The organism is Enterobacter chuandaensis, from assembly GCF_003594915.1.
GTDB classification, from domain to species: Bacteria; Pseudomonadota; Gammaproteobacteria; order Enterobacterales; family Enterobacteriaceae; genus Enterobacter; species Enterobacter chuandaensis.
Map to the genome: position 1 here is coordinate 124295 of NZ_QZCS01000011.1, position 16344 is coordinate 140638.

The following is a 16344-nucleotide window of genomic DNA, read 5'->3' on the forward strand; positions in this document are numbered from 1 at the left end:
CTTAATTCTGCAATACGGACGACACCAGCAGTTGGGTGTACGGATGATGCGGGTCGTCGAGCACGCGGTCGGTTAACCCACTTTCCACCACCTGACCCTGCTTCATTACCAGCAGGCGGTCCGCCAGCAGGCGTGCAACGCCTAAATCGTGGGTGACAATCACCACCGCGAGGTTCAGCTCCACCACCAGGCCGCGCAGCAGGTCGAGCAGGCGAGCCTGCACGGAGACGTCCAGCCCGCCGGTGGGTTCATCCATAAAGACCAGCTTCGGGTGGGTGACCAGGTTGCGGGCAATCTGCAGGCGCTGCTGCATCCCACCGGAAAACGTGGTGGGCAGGTCGTCGATGCGCGAGGCGGGGATTTCCACCTCCTCCAGCCAGTGCTGGGCGGTGGCGCGGATGTTGCCGTAGTGCCGTGCGCCGGTGGCCATTAGCCGTTCGCCGATGTTGCCTCCCGCCGACACCTGACGGCGCAGGCCGTCCAGCGGGTGCTGATGCACCACGCCCCACTCGGTGCGCAGCAGGCGGCGGCGCTCGGCCTCGCTCATGGCGTACAGGGATTTACCTTCATACAGAATGTCGCCGTTCTGCGGCGTCAGGCGCGCGGAGATGGACTTCAGCAGGGTGGTTTTGCCGGAGCCGGATTCCCCGACGATCCCCAGCACTTCGCCTGGCCACAGCTCGAACGACACGTCGCTGAAGCCTTTTCCCGGCGCATAAAGGTGAGTCAGATTATTAACCGAAAGCAGCGGTTTCATTGGCCGTTCGCCTCGCTCTGTTGGCGGCAGTAATCGGTGTCGGAGCAGACAAACATCCGTTTGCCCGTGTCGTCCAGCACCACTTCATCCAGATAACTGTGCTTTGAACCGCAGATGGCGCACGGCTCGTCCCACTCCTGCACCGTAAACGGGTGATCGTCGAAATCCAGGCTTTCGACGTGGGTATAAGGCGGGACGGCGTAGATGCGTTTTTCACGTCCGGCACCAAAGAGCTGCAGGGCGGGCATCATGTCCATCTTCGGGTTGTCGAATTTCGGGATTGGCGACGGATCCATGACGTAGCGCCCGTTCACCTTCACCGGGTAAGCGTAGGTGGTGGCGATATGGCCGAAGCGGGCGATATCTTCATACAGTTTGACCTGCATGATCCCGTACTCTTCCAGCGCGTGCATGGTGCGGGTCTCGGTTTCACGCGGCTCGATAAAGCGCAGCGGCTCCGGGATTGGCACCTGGAAAATCAAAATCTGATCTTCCGTCAGCGGGGTTTCCGGGATGCGGTGGCGGGTCTGGATCAGCGTCGCGTCTTCGGTTTTTTCGGTGGTGTTGACGCCCGTTACGCGCTTAAAGAAGTTGCGGATCGACACGGCGTTGGTGGTGTCGTCGGCCCCCTGGTCGATGACCTTCAGCACGTCCGCCTCGCCGATCACGCTGGCGGTCAGTTGGATACCGCCCGTGCCCCAGCCGTAGGGCATCGGCATTTCGCGACCGCCGAACGGCACCTGATAGCCCGGAATAGCCACCGCTTTTAAAATAGCGCGGCGGATCATGCGTTTGGTTTGCTCATCCAGATAGGCAAAGTTGTAGCCGCTTAAGTTAGCCATTGGCGCGCTCCCGTTGCAGGCGTTTCAGCAGTTCCAGTTCGGCCTGGAAATCGACGTAGTGCGGCAGTTTGAGGTGCGAGACAAAGCCTGCGGCCTCAACGTTGTCCGCGTGGGCCAGCACAAATTCTTCATCCTGCGCCGGGCCGGCAATGTGCTCGCCGTAGTCCGGCGCCTGAAGCGCGCGGTCGACCAGCGCCATCGCCATCGCCTTACGCTCGCCGAGGCCGAATACCAGCCCGTAGCCGCGGGTAAAGTGCGGGCCTTCATTTTCGGGCGCGACAAATCCGTTCACCATTTCACACTCGGTCATCAGCAGTTCGCCGACGTTTACGGCAAAACCCAGCTCTTCCGGGACGATTTCGACGTCGATATAGCCGCTGCGGATCTCTGCTGCGAACGGGTGGTTGCGCCCGTAGCCGCGCTGGGTGGAGTAGGCCAGCGCCAGCAGATAGCCTTCGTCGCCGCGCATCAGCTGTTGCAGGCGGGACGAGCGCGAGCACGGGTAAACCGGCGGCGTGCGGGTGATGTCATCCGGCTGTGCGCCTGAGTCTTCTTCCGCCTTCGCCAGGCCCTGGTTTGCCAGCAGGCTGAAGACGTGCGGAGACGGTTCCTGTTCGGCCTCTGAAGTGCTGAGCTGCGGCGCTTCGCCGTTCGCCAGCAGGGTGAAGTCCAGCAGGCGATGCGTGTAATCATAAGTAGGGCCAAGCAGCTGGCCGCCGGGGATGTCTTTATACACGGCAGAAATGCGGCGCTCCAGGCGCATCTCTGCCGTGTTCACTGGCTCGCTGACCGCCAGGCGGGGAACGGTAGTTCGCCAGGCGCGCAGCAGAAAGATGGCTTCCACGTTATCGCCGCTGGCCTGCTTCAGCGCCAGCGCTGCCAGCTCGCGGTCGGCAACGCCGCCCTCGGTCATCACGCGGTCAACGGCGAGGTTAAGCTGCTGCTCGATCTGGGCGACGCTCAGCTCGGGAAGCCGTTCATCGCCCCGTCGTCTGTGCTCCTGCAGGGCATGGGCGGCGGCGATGGCCTTTTCGCCTCCTTTGACGGCTACGTACATCAGCATACCTCCACATGGGTGGTCCGCGGGATTGCCAGCAGGCGCTCGCCGCAGGTCAGGATCAGGTCAATACCCAGCGGGAACGGGTGCGGGCGCTCGGTCAGCTCGTGAATGATGCACTCCGGAAGCTGCGGCGCGACCATGCGCTCGTCGGCGATGCCTGCGCCGGTCAGGCGCAGCATGCGGCCGCCGCTCAGGCTGGAGACCTGCAGGATCAGCGTGGCGCTGGTCTCCGGGGCGACGGCGGAGCCTTCGCTCAGGGCATTCAGCTGCTCATGGCTGATTTGCTCGTCGGCTACGGCGAACACCGCCTGCTGGGGCTGTTCGACCAGCGGGGCGCTGGTGTGAAAACGCAGGTTCTGGCAGGCGATATCGTTCGACAGTGCGCCCGAGAGCCACACCGGGGTGTCGTTGTCGGCAAGCGTCAGCAGCACGCTGGTGGTCGCCAGATTGAGCGGCAGCCAACCCTGTGAAAGCTGGTGCAGCGAGACAATCACGCCCGGCTCGCTCATGGCCTTCAGCAGGCGACGAAAACTGTGTTGGGCATCCTGGACGGCCAGGGGAAAAGCAGGTTGAAGCGTCATGCGTTGTCTCCGCGAACGAGCGTAAAGAAGTCGACCCGGCTGGTGTTCACTTCGGCCTGACGTGCGGCAATGCGTGCGGCGCGGTCGGCTTCCAGCGGGGCAATAAGGGTTTCCATTAACGTCTGGAAATGCGGGGGTTCCTGCAAAAGCGCGTCGATCACCGCGCAGCGTTCGGCGTGCGCTTTGTCGCGCCCCAGCACGTAGCTGTAGCCCAGCGTGCCGCTGTTGAGGCGGATAGCCGCGCGGGTAAGGGTGGCGTCGCCCGCAAAAAAGCGCTCGCCGGTCCCGCCCATGCGCGCCTGGATTTGTACCAGGCCGATCTCCGGCGCGCGGATAGTGTCGTAGTCAGGCGTCAGGCCCAGCGCGTTCATGCGCTCACGCAGGGCGGCAGGCTGGCTATGGGCCAGCACGCGCATCCAGCGCTGTCGGGTGGAGGTGTCGACGTGCATTCAGTGCTCCATGGTGAATTCAATCATGTCGGCGCGGGTCAGGCTGACGGAGTACTCCGTCGCGTTGATCTCGCCGTCACGGTGGTTGAGAGTGCGCACGCAGAGCAGCGGGGCCATATTGGGGATTTCGAGCACCTTGCTCTCTTTCGCCTGCGCGCGGCGGGCGCTGATGCGCGTCTGGGTGCGCTTAAGGGCGATGCCCGTCGCATCCTGAAGAAAGTCGTGCAGGGAACCGCTGGCAAAGTTTTGCAGCACTGGCCAGAGGGCCAGGTCCGCGAAGTAGTGGTCAATCTGGCACACCGCCACGCCGTTGACCCGGCGCAACGTGCGCAGGTGAATGACGTTATCGCCCTCCTGAATGCCCAGCGCGTCCGCCACGTGGCTGGAGGCCGGGCGCAGGACCGAGAGCAGCTTTTCGCTGGTCGGGTGGCTGCCCTGATCCAGCAGGTTCTGGCTAAAGCGCGCCTGGGCGTTCAGCGGGTAGTCGAACGGGCGCATCAGCACCAGCACGCCCACGCCCTGACGGCGTTGGACCCAGCCGCGCTCGACCAGCTGGTCAATGGCGCGGCGCAGGGTGTGGCGGTTCACTTCGTAGCGGTCGGCAAGCTGCTGCTCGGCGGGCAGGTAGTCACCGCAGCGGTAGTGCGTGCGCAGCTCTACTTCGAGCTTTGCCGCAATCTCTTGCCAGCGGGTGGGGTAACTGGTCGGATGTCTGGATAAGTGCATACAAATCAAAGCCTCGCTTCTCAGATGAAGTGCTTACGCAAACGTTGAGAGAGGAAATCCAGCAGGCTGACGGTGATGATGATGAGCACCATCAGGGCGCAGGTTTGCTGGAACTGGAAACCGCGGATGGCTTCCCACAGGGTGACGCCAATCCCGCCTGCGCCGACCATGCCGACCACGGTGGCGGAGCGGACGTTGGACTCAAAGCGGTACAGGGAGTAGGAGATCAGCAGCGGCATCACCTGCGGCAGCACGCCGTAGAGGATCTCTTCGATTTTGTTGGCACCGGTGGCGCGAATACCTTCCACCGGGCCGGGCTCGATGGCTTCGACCGCCTCCGAGAGCAGCTTGGAGAGCACGCCGGTGGTGTGGATGAACAGCGCCATCACACCCGCGAACGGACCCAGACCGACGGCGACCACGAACAGCATCGCAAAGACCATTTCATTGATGGCGCGGCAGGCGTCCATCAGGCGACGCATCGGCTGGTAAACCCACCACGGCACGATGTTCTCGGCGCTCATCAGGCCAAACGGAATGGAGAGGATGACGGCGAGGGCGGTCCCCCAGACGGCGATTTGCAGGGTGACCGCCATTTCGCTGAGGTAATCCGGCCACTGGCTGAAGTCCGGCGGGAAGAAGTCGGCGGCGAAGGTCGCCATGTTGCCGGAATCTTTGAAGAGAAGCAGCGGATCCATCTCTGCGCCTCTCCAGGAGATAACCAGCACCGCCAGCAGGATGGCCCAGCTTATGAGCGAGAACCAGCTGCGCTTTGGCGGCGGGAGGGTGATGGTTTGCATGTTGACTCCTTAATTTATTCTCCCTCTCCCACAGGGAGAGGGGACTTGAGTTACTGCACCGCTTTATTCACGCTGGTCATCGCGCCGAGCGCGGCGGTCAGGCGGTCGAGATCGTCCAGCTGGGCCTGAATTTCAGAGACTTTGCTGGTCTTCTCCTCTTCCTTCAGGCTCTTGTTGTCCTTTACGCCCTGCATCTGCTTGAACAGCGCCAGCTGGCGAATCGGGACCAGCTGCAGGTCGCTGGACGCGCGGAACGGTGCCCAGCCCAGACGCTCCAGAACCGCTTTCTCTTCCGGCGTTTTGCCGTAGTTCATGAAGAAGTCGTACACCTTCTCCTTGGTGCTTTCGGTGAGGTTTTTACGCCACACGATTGGATCACCAGGGATTAGCGGTGATTTCCAGATGACCTTGATTTCCTTCAGCTTGTCCGGCGCGGAGGTCTTCAGCTTGTCGAGGTTTTCGGTGTTGTTGGTGGCAACGTCCACCTGCTTGTTCGCCACGGCCAGGGCGTTGGTTTCGTGGCTGGCGTTGACGGTGCGCTTAAAGTCGCTGGCGGAGGCGTTGTTTTTGGCGAAGACGTAGTAGCCAGGGACGAGGAAGCCGGAGGTGGAGTTCGGGTCGCCGTTGCCGAAGGTCAGCTCTTTGCGTTTGGCGAGCATGTCGTTGAGGTTGTTGATCGGGCTGTCTTTGTTCACGATCAGCACGCTCCAGTATCCCGGGGAGCCATCGGCCGCAACGGTCTGGGCAAAGACCTGACCGTTCGCGCGGTCCACCGCTTCCATGGCGGAGAGGTTGCCGTACCAGGCGATGTCCACTTTGTTGAAGCGCATCCCCTGGATGATGCCCGCGTAGTCCGGGGCGAAGAAGGCGTTCACTTTGATCCCCAGCTTAGTTTCCATATCTTTCAGGAAGGGTTCCCACTGGGGTTTCAGGTTCTGCTGTGATTCCGTCGAAATGATGCCAAAGTTCAGCGCTTTTTCCTGCTCCTCGGCGTGGGCCGGGCTTAACAGGGTGCTGATGCTGAACATGCTGGTAAAGGCCAGCGCGGCAACCGTTTTATAGCTCATTTCCATTCCTCGTTATGGGGACGTTATGCAGCCTGCGCGCGCTCTTCGACGCGGTTTACGCTGCGGTAGAGATGGTCAAAACGTTCGTTATCAAACTGATGGCTTGCGCCATCAAAGAACACATGCCCCTGCCGCAGGGCGACAATGCGCTCGCAGTAGCGCAGGGCATAATCCACCTGATGCAGCGTCACCACCACGGTGATGCCGTCGTTCTGGTTAATGTCGCGCAGGGTTTCCATCACGACGCGCGCCGATTCCGGGTCCAGGGAGGCGATGGGCTCGTCGGCGAGAATGATTTTCGCTTTTTGCATCAGGGCGCGGGCAATGGCGACGCGCTGCTGTTGTCCACCGGACAGGGTGGAGACGCGCTGGTGGGCGAAATGCGCCATGCCGACGCGGGTCAGCGCCTGTAAGGCTTCCTGCTTCTGGGATGGGGAGAACCAGCGCAGGCAGGTGCGCCAGAAGGGCGTGCTGCCGAGCGCGCCAATCAGCACGTTCTCAAGCACCGTCAGACGGTTCACCAGGTTGAACTGCTGGAAGATGTAGCCCGTCTGGGCGCGGCTTTTGCGGATATCGCTTGCCAGACGGCCTGCGCGCTGCACGGTGTTGCCCTGCAGTTCGACGTGGCTTTCCGGCGTTTTATCGCAGGTAATGAGGCCGCTCAGGTGACGCAAAAGGGTGGATTTACCTGAACCGGATGGCCCCAGCAGCGCTACCATGTCGCCCTGCTGGACGGTCAGAACAACGGCATGCAGAGCCTTGTTGTGATGGAAGGTCTTGCTCAGTTTCTCGACGCGGATGACGGTTTGCATGTGCTGGGCCTCACGATAAATGTGGCCTCATGCTGGCGCATCAATATGACATTTGGGTTAAGTGCAGGTTGCGGGAGTTTGAAGAGTTGAGGGGAGTTTGATGACAGGCGGAGGCAGACCGCCCACCGCCCGAAGATTAGTGCTGCTGCTTAACGACGTTAATCATCCACGGCACGCCGTATTTGTCGGTGACCTTACCGAAACCGTGCGCCCAGAAGGTCTCCTGCCACGCCATTTCGATATTCCCGCCAGCGGCGAGGTTGTCGAACCAGCGTTTGCCTTCCGACACATCCTGCGTGTCGAGCACCAGCGTGAAGCCCGCGTATTGCGCGCTGCTGCCAGGCGGCAGCCCGTCGCTCATCATGATATCGCTGCCCGCAATGCGGACGTTAGAGTGGGCGATAGCCGAATCCGGAAACTGCATGCCGGACGGACAGCCTTCTTCGCTGTTATCGCTTTTTGGCATTTCGCCGAAGGTGATTTTATAGAGGAGTTCTGCGCCGACGGCCTGCTGATAGAAGGCGGTAGCCTCTGCACAGTTGCCGGCGAAAGAGATGTAGGGACTTAACGGCATAATCTTTACCTCACGTAAGAAAAGCCCGTTAAGTGTAGTTCCCGAACGCCCGGTAAGCGAAGCGCCACCGGGCGGGGAAATCAGTTCTTTTTCACGAACTCAGATTTCAGTTTCATCGGACCGAAGCCGTCAATTTTGCAGTCGATATTATGATCGCCTTCAACCAGACGGATATTCTTAACTTTAGTGCCGATCTTCAGCATGGAAGAGCTGCCTTTCACCTTCAGATCTTTAACAACGGTGACGCTGTCGCCGTCTGCCAGCAGATTACCGTTCGCATCTTTGACGACCAGCGCATCAGCATCCTGCGCTGGCTCAGCATCATTCCATTCGTGTGCGCATTCCGGGCAGATGAACATGCCATTATCTTCATAGGTGTATTCAGAATTGCATTTTGGGCAGTGTGGGAGTGTCATATCGGTATCCTCAAAAGTGTTAACGCGCCGGAAAGTGCCAGCTAAATGACGGCAGAGTGCCGAAAAAGGCGGCAAGTATAGCGCAAATCCACACGTTTGTCGGTGATATTGTGAATTTAAAAAATGCAGAAAGTGTGGTGCGAGTGACACTTCCTGTCAGTGAGTTAAGCGATGCTAACGTCATTAACACGGTGGAAAGGGAAGCCGCTAAATATATCGAATATTTTATTGCGGCAAATTGCTACGCACCTTCATTTCGGATAAGGTGAAGCGACACATTGTTATTTATCTTCGGTCTTTACTGCCATACATTTCTTATGGCGGTGGCATATCCCCTCTCTTTATGGTGGGTAAATAATGATGATATATCCTGAAGATTTTTTAAATGGGCTACGCTTTTTATCTTTTGGCTGTCAGGCCTTAAGGAGCGCTTTACACGCCATGCAAGGATAGCCATTTATTTCTGATTATCTTCAATCAGTTATATTTCGGTGAAGATGTTTTCCACACGTGATCATATAAGCCTGAAAAAAATAATTAATACCAGTGGCTTAATAAAAGTAATAAATTTGCGTTAAGGAAAGGCTTTTATCATGCACACACAGACCATTTTTGAATTAAGTCAGGAAGCTGAGCGTTTGTTACAGCTTGCCCTGCAAAATCTCGATACCCTGAAATCAATGCCAACAGCGAAGCTGGAGAGCACGACGGCTGCTATTACGGGTGAAAAGAACAACGTGCTGCCTTTGCATTTTAGTGCGCGAGGCGTCGAAGCGCAGCAGGCAATGCTGAATAATGAATTACGCAAAATAACACGTCTGGAAATGGTTCTGGCTATCGTTGGCACCATGAAAGCGGGGAAATCGACCACCATTAATGCCATTGTCGGTACGGAAGTGTTACCGAACCGCAACCGCCCAATGACGGCGCTGCCTACGCTTATTCGCCACACGCGTGGTCAGAAGGAGCCGGTGCTCCATTTTTCCCATGTCTCACCTATTGATGAGTTGATCCAACTGCTTCAGAAAAAGCTCTGTGATTACGATCGCGGCAAGCTGGCTCAGCATCTGGAAATTGATAAGGATATGAATACGCTGCTGGAGCGTATTGAGAAAGGAGAAGCCTTTGAAAAGCATCATCTCGGAGCGCAGCCAATATTTCATTGCCTGAAAAGCCTTAATGACCTGGTGAGGCTCTCTCAGGTGCTGGGCGTGGCGTTTCCGTTCTCAGAATATGCGGCTATCGAACATATTCCGGTGATTGAAGTGGAGTTCGTGCATCTTGCGGGTCTTGATGCACATCCTGGACAGCTGACGTTGCTCGATACTCCGGGACCGAATGAGGCCGGGCAGCCGCACCTGCAAAAAATGCTTAGGGAGCAGCTGGCGCGCGCGTCGGCGGTGCTGGCGGTGATGGATTATACCCAGCTTAAATCCATTTCCGATGAAGAGGTTCGCCAGGCTATTTCAGTGGCGGGGAAATCGGTGCCTCTGTATGCGCTGGTGAATAAATTCGACCAGAAGGATCGCAATAGCGACGATGAAGAGCAGGTCAGGGCGATGATCTCCGGCACCTTAATGAAAGGCAATATTTCGCCCGGCCAGATTTACCCTGTTTCCTCCATGTGGGCGTACCTGGCAAACCGCGCCCGCTACGAGATGAATACCCACGGGCAGTTGCCGGATCATCAGGAGCAGCCCTGGGTGCAGGATTTTGCCGAAGCCGCTCTCGGACGCCGCTGGCGTACGGCGGATTTGGACGACATTGACCATATTCGCCACGCTGCCGATTTGCTCTGGGAAGATTCGCTGTTTGAACAGCCGATACGCAAGCTGATTTACGCCGCCTATGCGAATGCCTCGTTATTCGCGCTGCGCTCGGCCTCGCATAAGTTGCTCAACTATGCACAGAATGCCCGGGAATATCTCGACTTCCGCTATCAGGGGCTGACGGTGGCCTTTGAGGCGCTGGAACTGAATATTGCGCGCCTTGAGGAGGACATGACCCTGCTGCAGACGCGCCAGAGCATGGTGGGTGATGAGGTGAAACATGAAGTTGAGCAGGCGCTTAACGCCACGGCTGACTTTATGGGAGAGCAGAGAACGGTGCTGCATCAGGCAATTGGTCATGTGTTCAGCGCGCACAATATTCTTGATTTGGCAGGCATTGAACCGCTCAATCTCCGCGGTGACGAGCCGCAGGAGCTGGAACAGCTGGTGCTGGAGGACGAAGGGCAGGCGCAGATTACCCTGAGTAAAATCCGATCCTCTTGTGAACTGATCATGCTGGATGCGCAGACGAAAATCTGCCGGGAGCTGGCGTTACGCTTCGATCAGCTGGAATCTACGCTGGCACGCTCGCTGAATGACGCCATGCGGCCGATCGAAATGCGTATTAAAGAGCATCTGAGCCATGCTGGCTTTCGGGCGCGGATAAGCTTCCCGGCTTTTCAGGCTAACCAGCTTAATTTCAACACGCGGGGGTTGTTTAACGATGCCATTGCGCAGGATAACCGCCCGGCAGGTCAGCCATCCGGCGCGGGGAGTATGCGTGAAACGGTTTCGCGCTGGCTGAATAATCCGGGCTGGGGCTGGGATGATTATGTGGTCACGCGCACGCGATACGTTATTAATATTGCGCAGCTGCATGACAAATTTAAGCAACATATCGATCAGTTCTGTGAACAAATACGTAAAGCTTTGTCCGCGCAGGTCGATGTCTCTGTTACGGCAGGTATGGCAACGTTCTTTGCAGAATTTTCGCTATGCCTGACCGGGTTACAGGAAAGCTTGCGTGATAGCCTCGCAGTGCGTCAACAAAATGAGCATTCAACCCGAGCGCTCAGCCAGCTGTTGAAGCAAAGCATTACGACTGCGACGTGGATACAGGAAGATACCCGACTGTTACGCGATGATATTCAAACTCTATTCGCGGCAGAGCAACCATGACAACACCACTACTGGACGGTCCCGGGCGAACGCTGGAGTGTATTCATCCCAAATTTATGGTCGATCTTGTGCAGGGCGTGGACGCGGCGCGTCATCCCCGCCTGGGGCCACAGCAGTTGCAGTTTCGTGAGCGTTTGACGCAGGAGATCATGACGCATACCCGGCTACGGCCCTGGGCGATGGCGGGAATGCTTAATGAGAACGCGGCCCTGCGCCTGGGGCTGGCGGAAAAGCTCGCTGGCATGCTGGATCCGGGCCATCTTGCGCTGACGCTGATGGCCGATAAATTGATTGCCCTGCGCCAGCTGACCCCCTTGCGGACCCAGCAATCTCCTGGCCTGCTTGAGCAGTACGCTGAGCTCTCCTCTCATTTTACGCAACGAGCTGCTTATAAAGAAAAGGCGCTGGCCCAGCGTGGACTGACGGTACAGGCGGGCGAGCACAGTGAACAAATTTTCACCCGCTGGCGAGCCGGCCACTATGACGGCTGGTCTCTCGCCGGGCGCTGCTTCATCGTCCTGGAAGAGCTGCGCTGGGGCGCGTTTGGCGATGCCTGCCGTCTGGCGAACGACGATGTGTCGGCAATGCTCAAGGACAACTTACGCAGCATGGCCGCCAACTACCTGGCTCAGGGCATCAATGCGTCCCCCACGACCCGCCATTTCTATCATCAGTGGCTGACCACATCCGCTTCGGCGGGTTTAATCGATCATAAAGACATGCTGGGCTGGCTGGGTGACTGGTGTCAGGCGGATAAGCACCCGGTAAGCTGGTCAGTGACGCAAAGCTGGCAGACGGTCGCGCTGGGTATGCCGAGGCTGTGTTCGGCAAAACGGCTGGTGGATGCGATGGTGGAGGAAATTTTTGGTTGAATTCCTACCCCTCACCCTGGCCCTCTCCCCGGAGGGGAGAGGGGACGGCTGGCGAGGTGTGTTAGTGATTCATTTCTATCGGTTTCGGTTCAGGCTGGATCTCTTGCACATTTCCGTAGCGTTTCGCGTACAGCGCCGTGATGATGGGCACCAGAATTGCGGTGACAATCACGCTGGCGGCAACCAGTGCCGTCGCGGACGCGGCCACTGGTTCGAAGGCCGGGTTAATCTGGGCGATAATCACCGGGTTTGCAACGGCAGCACCTGCGGCTGAAGAGGCGGCGACGCCCGCCGTGCCGTTTCCTCCCCCTATTACGCGGTCAGCAATGATCAGCGGAATACCGGTGATGATGATAACCGCGACACCCAGCACAATCCCCAGCAGTCCCGTATCAAGAATCACGTTCAGGTTGATGGTATTACCCAGCGCAAAGCCAAAGAACGGGATGAGCACTGGCGTTGCTTTGCTGAAGAAATCACGCAGGTCGTGATCCAGATTGCCCAGCGCGAAGCCGATCAGGAACGGCAGGATCGCGCCGACAAAATGGTGGGGCTCAAAAGAAGCCAGGCCAGCGGACCCCAGGATCAGCATCGTCATGAGCGGGCCGGACTCCAGAGACATCAGGACGAATGCACCTGACTCTTCTTTCGTTCCGTACTGGTTCATCAGGCTGGCATACAATCCGCCGTTCGTCATGTCCATCGCCGAGACAATCGCCAGAACAGATAATCCGGCGAAGAAACCGGTCTGAATTCCATTCTCCGGAATGAACATCGCGCATATCATTGCGACCACCCACGCAACCGCTATTTTGGTTATCACCAGCGTTCCGGATTTGCGTAATACGGTACCGGTTGCCCGCAAATTAATGGATGCGCCGATACAAAAGAACCAGACCGCCAGAATGGGAACGGTACCCGTAATCATTCCTTTTGTGAAACCGCCAAAATAAGCCCCGGTATCAGGCGCTAATGTATTCAGAATGGCACCGAGTACCAGCGGAACCAGCATCATACCGCCCGGTATGCGTTCGATCGTGGCTTTAATCTTCATATCTAACCCTCACAATTTTACCTCTCATGGCGAGCGGCAGGTGCGAATAAAAAATCAATAAATTCAACTTGATGAAGGGTGCTCTTGATGATTTGTTTGTGATAACCCTGCACCGAAATTCAGTCAGCGCTCTCGTTTTCTCTCGTCAGAAAACACGCATCGCTATGTTTCAGGAATTATCATGCGATCGATGGAATATTGATTCAATGAAAATAAAACGGTGTTTTAGTTATCTTCATCACATATTGAATGTAAACTTTACGACGCGTTGTGAGAGCTGAAAATTTATGTAAATCTCTTGTAAAAAATATGGTTTTTTATTTTGTTGGGGAAAGAAAAACAATGAGGACGAAAATGAGCATTCCGGAGGGTTAAGAAGGTACTTATTTGCGGTAGTTGACAAAAAATGTCTTCACCTGACGCAGTATAAATATATGTGTGAAGTTGATCACAAATATAAACGCTGGTAGGGTAAAAAGGTCATTAACTGCCCAGACAGGCGTCAACAGGTTCGGTTGTATCGACGTAAAACGTCAATGTAAGTAAACCTGCTACGCTTGAAGATGGAGGTTCGCATGGAGCGAATCTCAGGTTCACAGAGTGCAAGTCGGCTGTGGAACGGACAGGGCTAAGTCTACGAGGAAAGCTATGCTAAGAAGGAAAAAGGTTAAACCCATTACGCTTCGCGACGTCACCATTATTGATGACGCCAAACTGCGTAAAGCGATCACCGCCGCCTCGCTCGGTAATGCGATGGAATGGTTCGATTTCGGTGTCTACGGCTTTGTTGCCTATGCATTAGGTAAAGTGTTCTTCCCCGGTGCTGACCCAAGCCTGCAGATGATTGCCGCGCTGGGTACATTCTCCGTTCCTTTCCTGATCCGCCCGCTGGGTGGTCTGTTCTTCGGTATGCTCGGGGACAAATACGGTCGCCAGAAAATACTCGCTATCACCATTGTGATTATGTCGATCAGTACATTCTGTATCGGCCTGATACCGTCCTACGCCACCATTGGCATCTGGGCACCGATTTTGCTGCTGCTCTGTAAGATGGCGCAGGGCTTCTCCGTCGGCGGGGAATATACCGGTGCGTCGATCTTCGTTGCGGAATACTCTCCTGACCGTAAGCGCGGCTTTATGGGCAGTTGGCTGGACTTCGGTTCGATTGCCGGGTTCGTGATGGGCGCGGGTGTCGTGGTTCTGATTTCAACCGTTGTCGGTGAAGAGAACTTCCTCGACTGGGGCTGGCGTATCCCGTTCTTTATCGCGCTGCCGCTGGGCATCATCGGCCTTTATCTGCGTCACGCGCTGGAAGAGACGCCTGCGTTCCAGCAGCACGTGGAGAAACTGGAGCAGGGTGACCGCGAAGGGCTGCAGGACGGCCCGAAAGTGTCGTTCAAAGAGATTGCGACAAAGCACTGGCGCAGCCTGCTGACCTGTATTGGTCTGGTGATTTCCACCAACGTCACCTATTACATGCTGCTGACCTATATGCCGAGCTATCTGTCGCATAACCTGCACTACTCGGAAGACCACGGCGTGCTGATTATTATCGCCATCATGGTCGGTATGCTGTTTGTGCAGCCGATTATGGGTCTGCTGAGCGACCGCTTTGGCCGCCGACCGTTTATCATCCTGGGTAGCGTGGCGCTGTTCGCGCTGGCGATCCCGGCGTTTATTCTGATCAACAGTAATGTGCTGGGTCTGATTTTCGCGGGTCTGCTGATGCTGGCGGTGATCCTGAACTGCTTTATCGGGGTGATGGCCTCTACCTTACCGGCGATGTTCCCGACGCACATTCGTTATAGCGCGCTGGCGGCGGCGTTCAATATCTCCGTTCTGATTGCTGGTCTGACGCCTACGCTTGCCGCCTCTCTGGTGGAAAGCACGCAGAACCTGATGATGCCAGCCTATTACCTGATGGTAATCGCGGTAGTCGGTCTGGCGACCGGTCTGACCATGAAGGAGACGGCGAACCGTCCTCTGAAAGGAGCGACGCCTGCGGCATCCGATATTCAGGAAGCGAAAGAGATCCTGCGCGAGCACTACGACAACGTGGAGCAGAAGATTGAGGATATCGACGCCGAGATTGAAGAGCTGCAGAAGAAACGCTCTCGTCTTGTTGATCAACATCCACGAATTAATGAGTAATAAAAAACCCGCCGCTGGCGGGTTTTCTTTTATTAGCATCCGGCGGCGATATAGTCGCCGTTGGCGCTGATGGGGATGACCGTCAGAAACAGGACGGTCGCGAACAGGATCAGTACGATTCCACCGGCAATTTTAACGGCCGGCATCAACCACCTTAACGAGCGACTTTCCCCGAACCAGGCCACCGTGCGTTCACGGGCATAACGTACCGCCAGCGATAGCCCCATAATTGAGAGAGCCGTTCCCAGGGACATGGTCATGACTGCAGCCATGCCCCAGGTGACAATGCCCAGCGCGTTCGAAAACATCAGAATCATGATTGCGCCGCTGCACGGGCGTGCACCAATCGCCAGAATGACGCCCAGACGCGTTTTCCAGTCACCTTGTGCCAGATCTACGCCCACGCCGTGATGACCACAGCCACAGTGTTCACCGTGCTGATGAAGGGGAGTGATGGCAGAGATCCTCATTCTCTGCGGCCGCAGGCTTTTCAGCGCCTGATAAATGATGAATGCACCAAATGCGCCAATTAGCACGGCGCTTATCTTCTCGACATACCAGCGACTGGTGCTGATATCCCCTGATGCGAGGTTAAATCCTACTGCCAGAATAAAGACAAACAGAATGGCACTGACGCCCTGCATCAGGCTGCCAATGAAGGGGACCACTCGGGCGGCCAGCTCGCTCTCCTTATTGGTGGTCAGATAGGTCGTCACGATGAACTTCCCGTGCCCCGGTCCGATGGCGTGAAGGACGCCATAAAAGAAAGCGCCTGTTAAGAGCCATAATCCACCGCTGTACTGGTGGTTATTAAGCTGCAGTAGATACATCACCAGATAACGGTGCAGCGTAATCTGCGTGGCAAGGCACCACTGGATAAAGGCGTTCCAGTGCGTATGCAGCGTAAAAGCGGCGAAGAGGATGACCAGCAGCATCAATCCGGCCGTAGGGAGGTGCCAGTCGCGAGGCAGGCGTTGTGTATTCATCAGGGGGAGCTCTGCGGAGAAGAATATTTGCCGCTAGTATAGTTGATCTTCTCTTTCAGTTCGCAGGATCGCATCAGGATCTTGCTGTAATTGTGGATAACTCTGTGCGTAAAAGGGTATAAAGCGGGTTTTTGCTGGGGAATACAGCAGTCAGTCATTTTTTTGCAACTTTTCTGTTGCGGGCTGCTGAGAACTCCCTATAATGCGCCTCCATCGACACGGCGGATGTGAATCACTTCACACAACAAG

At 56.8% G+C, this 16344-nt stretch carries 16 protein-coding genes; 3 read left to right on the plus strand and 13 right to left on the minus strand.

Annotated features, from left to right (window positions below):
* Position 1 precedes the first annotated feature (1 nt).
* The 11 genes from phnK to D5066_RS16895 all read right to left on the minus strand — a co-directional run bounded on the left by phnK (position 2) and on the right by D5066_RS16895 (position 8084).
* Positions 2-757: a phosphonate C-P lyase system protein PhnK gene (gene phnK, locus D5066_RS16845; protein WP_080330000.1), complete on the minus strand. Its 756-nt coding sequence runs from the start codon at positions 755-757 to the stop codon at positions 2-4.
* Positions 754-1599: an alpha-D-ribose 1-methylphosphonate 5-phosphate C-P-lyase PhnJ gene (gene phnJ, locus D5066_RS16850; RefSeq protein WP_119916582.1), complete on the minus strand. Its 846-nt coding sequence runs from the start codon at positions 1597-1599 to the stop codon at positions 754-756. Before phnJ ends, phnK begins: the two co-directional genes overlap by 4 nt.
* Positions 1592-2656, minus strand: a complete 1065-nt coding sequence (locus tag D5066_RS16855) for a carbon-phosphorus lyase complex subunit (RefSeq protein ID WP_119916583.1) — start codon at positions 2654-2656, stop codon at positions 1592-1594. Before D5066_RS16855 ends, phnJ begins: the two co-directional genes overlap by 8 nt.
* On the minus strand, positions 2656-3240 hold the full coding sequence (phnH, locus tag D5066_RS16860) for a phosphonate C-P lyase system protein PhnH (protein ID WP_119916584.1): 585 nt from the start codon (positions 3238-3240) through the stop codon (positions 2656-2658). The genes D5066_RS16855 and phnH overlap by 1 nt, the downstream gene beginning before the upstream one ends.
* Positions 3237-3689, minus strand: a complete 453-nt coding sequence (phnG, locus tag D5066_RS16865) for a phosphonate C-P lyase system protein PhnG (protein WP_061099519.1) — start codon at positions 3687-3689, stop codon at positions 3237-3239. The genes phnH and phnG overlap by 4 nt, the downstream gene beginning before the upstream one ends.
* Positions 3690-4415 (minus strand): phosphonate metabolism transcriptional regulator PhnF, encoded by a 726-nt coding sequence (gene phnF, locus D5066_RS16870; protein ID WP_061099518.1) that lies wholly within the window; start codon positions 4413-4415, stop codon positions 3690-3692.
* Positions 4416-4435: 20 nt separating this feature from the next.
* Positions 4436-5215, minus strand: coding sequence for a phosphonate ABC transporter, permease protein PhnE (gene phnE, locus D5066_RS16875; RefSeq protein ID WP_119916585.1), 780 nt, complete (start codon positions 5213-5215; stop codon positions 4436-4438).
* Between the two features lie 50 nt (positions 5216-5265).
* Positions 5266-6282, minus strand: a complete 1017-nt coding sequence (gene phnD / locus D5066_RS16880; RefSeq protein WP_119916586.1) for a phosphonate ABC transporter substrate-binding protein — start codon at positions 6280-6282, stop codon at positions 5266-5268.
* Positions 6283-6305: 23 nt separating this feature from the next.
* Positions 6306-7094 (minus strand): phosphonate ABC transporter ATP-binding protein, encoded by a 789-nt coding sequence (gene phnC / locus D5066_RS16885; RefSeq protein ID WP_119916587.1) that lies wholly within the window; start codon positions 7092-7094, stop codon positions 6306-6308.
* Between the two features lie 136 nt (positions 7095-7230).
* Positions 7231-7668, minus strand: coding sequence for a VOC family metalloprotein YjdN (yjdN, locus tag D5066_RS16890; RefSeq protein WP_080330009.1), 438 nt, complete (start codon positions 7666-7668; stop codon positions 7231-7233).
* 80 nt (positions 7669-7748) lie between these two features.
* The gene (locus tag D5066_RS16895; protein ID WP_119916588.1) at positions 7749-8084 is read right to left on the minus strand and encodes a zinc ribbon domain-containing protein YjdM; all 336 of its coding nucleotides are present in this window, start codon (positions 8082-8084) and stop codon (positions 7749-7751) included.
* 593 nt (positions 8085-8677) lie between these two features.
* On the opposite strand from D5066_RS16895, the gene crfC reads away from it, so the two are divergent.
* Both crfC and D5066_RS16905 read left to right on the plus strand, forming a co-directional pair.
* The gene (gene crfC / locus D5066_RS16900; RefSeq protein WP_119916589.1) at positions 8678-11032 is read left to right on the plus strand and encodes a clamp-binding protein CrfC; all 2355 of its coding nucleotides are present in this window, start codon (positions 8678-8680) and stop codon (positions 11030-11032) included.
* Positions 11029-11904 carry a diguanylate cyclase regulator RdcB family protein gene (locus D5066_RS16905; protein WP_119916590.1) on the plus strand — a complete coding sequence of 292 codons (876 nt, stop codon included), beginning with the start codon at positions 11029-11031 and terminating at the stop codon, positions 11902-11904. The genes crfC and D5066_RS16905 overlap by 4 nt, the downstream gene beginning before the upstream one ends.
* Positions 11905-11965: 61 nt before the next feature.
* Here D5066_RS16905 and kdgT read toward each other — a convergent pair whose 3' ends face one another.
* Positions 11966-12958 (minus strand): 2-keto-3-deoxygluconate transporter, encoded by a 993-nt coding sequence (gene kdgT, locus D5066_RS16910; RefSeq protein ID WP_080330013.1) that lies wholly within the window; start codon positions 12956-12958, stop codon positions 11966-11968.
* A 648-nt stretch (positions 12959-13606) separates the two neighbouring features.
* On the opposite strand from kdgT, the gene proP reads away from it, so the two are divergent.
* Positions 13607-15109 carry a glycine betaine/L-proline transporter ProP gene (gene proP / locus D5066_RS16915; protein WP_041911505.1) on the plus strand — a complete coding sequence of 501 codons (1503 nt, stop codon included), beginning with the start codon at positions 13607-13609 and terminating at the stop codon, positions 15107-15109.
* Between the two features lie 32 nt (positions 15110-15141).
* On the opposite strand, the gene D5066_RS16920 is transcribed toward proP, so the two are convergent.
* Positions 15142-16095 carry a nickel/cobalt transporter gene (locus D5066_RS16920; protein ID WP_119916591.1) on the minus strand — a complete coding sequence of 318 codons (954 nt, stop codon included), beginning with the start codon at positions 16093-16095 and terminating at the stop codon, positions 15142-15144.
* Positions 16096-16344: the final 249 nt, after the last annotated feature.

Bases quoted from the DNA above. Each gene is read 5' to 3' on its own strand.
- phnC (WP_119916587.1), bottom strand. From the start codon at position 7,094: ATGCAAACCGTCATCCGCGTCGAGAAACTGAGCAAGACCTTCCATCAC.
- phnE (WP_119916585.1), bottom strand. From the start codon at position 5,215: ATGCAAACCATCACCCTCCCGCCGCCAAAGCGCAGCTGGTTCTCGCTC.
- phnD (WP_119916586.1), bottom strand. From the start codon at position 6,282: ATGAGCTATAAAACGGTTGCCGCGCTGGCCTTTACCAGCATGTTCAGC.
- D5066_RS16920 (WP_119916591.1), bottom strand. From the start codon at position 16,095: ATGAATACACAACGCCTGCCTCGCGACTGGCACCTCCCTACGGCCGGA.
- D5066_RS16855 (WP_119916583.1), bottom strand. From the start codon at position 2,656: ATGTACGTAGCCGTCAAAGGAGGCGAAAAGGCCATCGCCGCCGCCCAT.
- phnG (WP_061099519.1), bottom strand. From the start codon at position 3,689: ATGCACGTCGACACCTCCACCCGACAGCGCTGGATGCGCGTGCTGGCC.
- phnF (WP_061099518.1), bottom strand. From the start codon at position 4,415: ATGCACTTATCCAGACATCCGACCAGTTACCCCACCCGCTGGCAAGAG.
- phnH (WP_119916584.1), bottom strand. From the start codon at position 3,240: ATGACGCTTCAACCTGCTTTTCCCCTGGCCGTCCAGGATGCCCAACAC.
- D5066_RS16895 (WP_119916588.1), bottom strand. From the start codon at position 8,084: ATGACACTCCCACACTGCCCAAAATGCAATTCTGAATACACCTATGAA.
- D5066_RS16905 (WP_119916590.1), top strand. From the start codon at position 11,029: ATGACAACACCACTACTGGACGGTCCCGGGCGAACGCTGGAGTGTATT.
- kdgT (WP_080330013.1), bottom strand. From the start codon at position 12,958: ATGAAGATTAAAGCCACGATCGAACGCATACCGGGCGGTATGATGCTG.
- proP (WP_041911505.1), top strand. From the start codon at position 13,607: ATGCTAAGAAGGAAAAAGGTTAAACCCATTACGCTTCGCGACGTCACC.
- crfC (WP_119916589.1), top strand. From the start codon at position 8,678: ATGCACACACAGACCATTTTTGAATTAAGTCAGGAAGCTGAGCGTTTG.
- phnK (WP_080330000.1), bottom strand. From the start codon at position 757: ATGAAACCGCTGCTTTCGGTTAATAATCTGACTCACCTTTATGCGCCG.
- phnJ (WP_119916582.1), bottom strand. From the start codon at position 1,599: ATGGCTAACTTAAGCGGCTACAACTTTGCCTATCTGGATGAGCAAACC.
- yjdN (WP_080330009.1), bottom strand. From the start codon at position 7,668: ATGCCGTTAAGTCCCTACATCTCTTTCGCCGGCAACTGTGCAGAGGCT.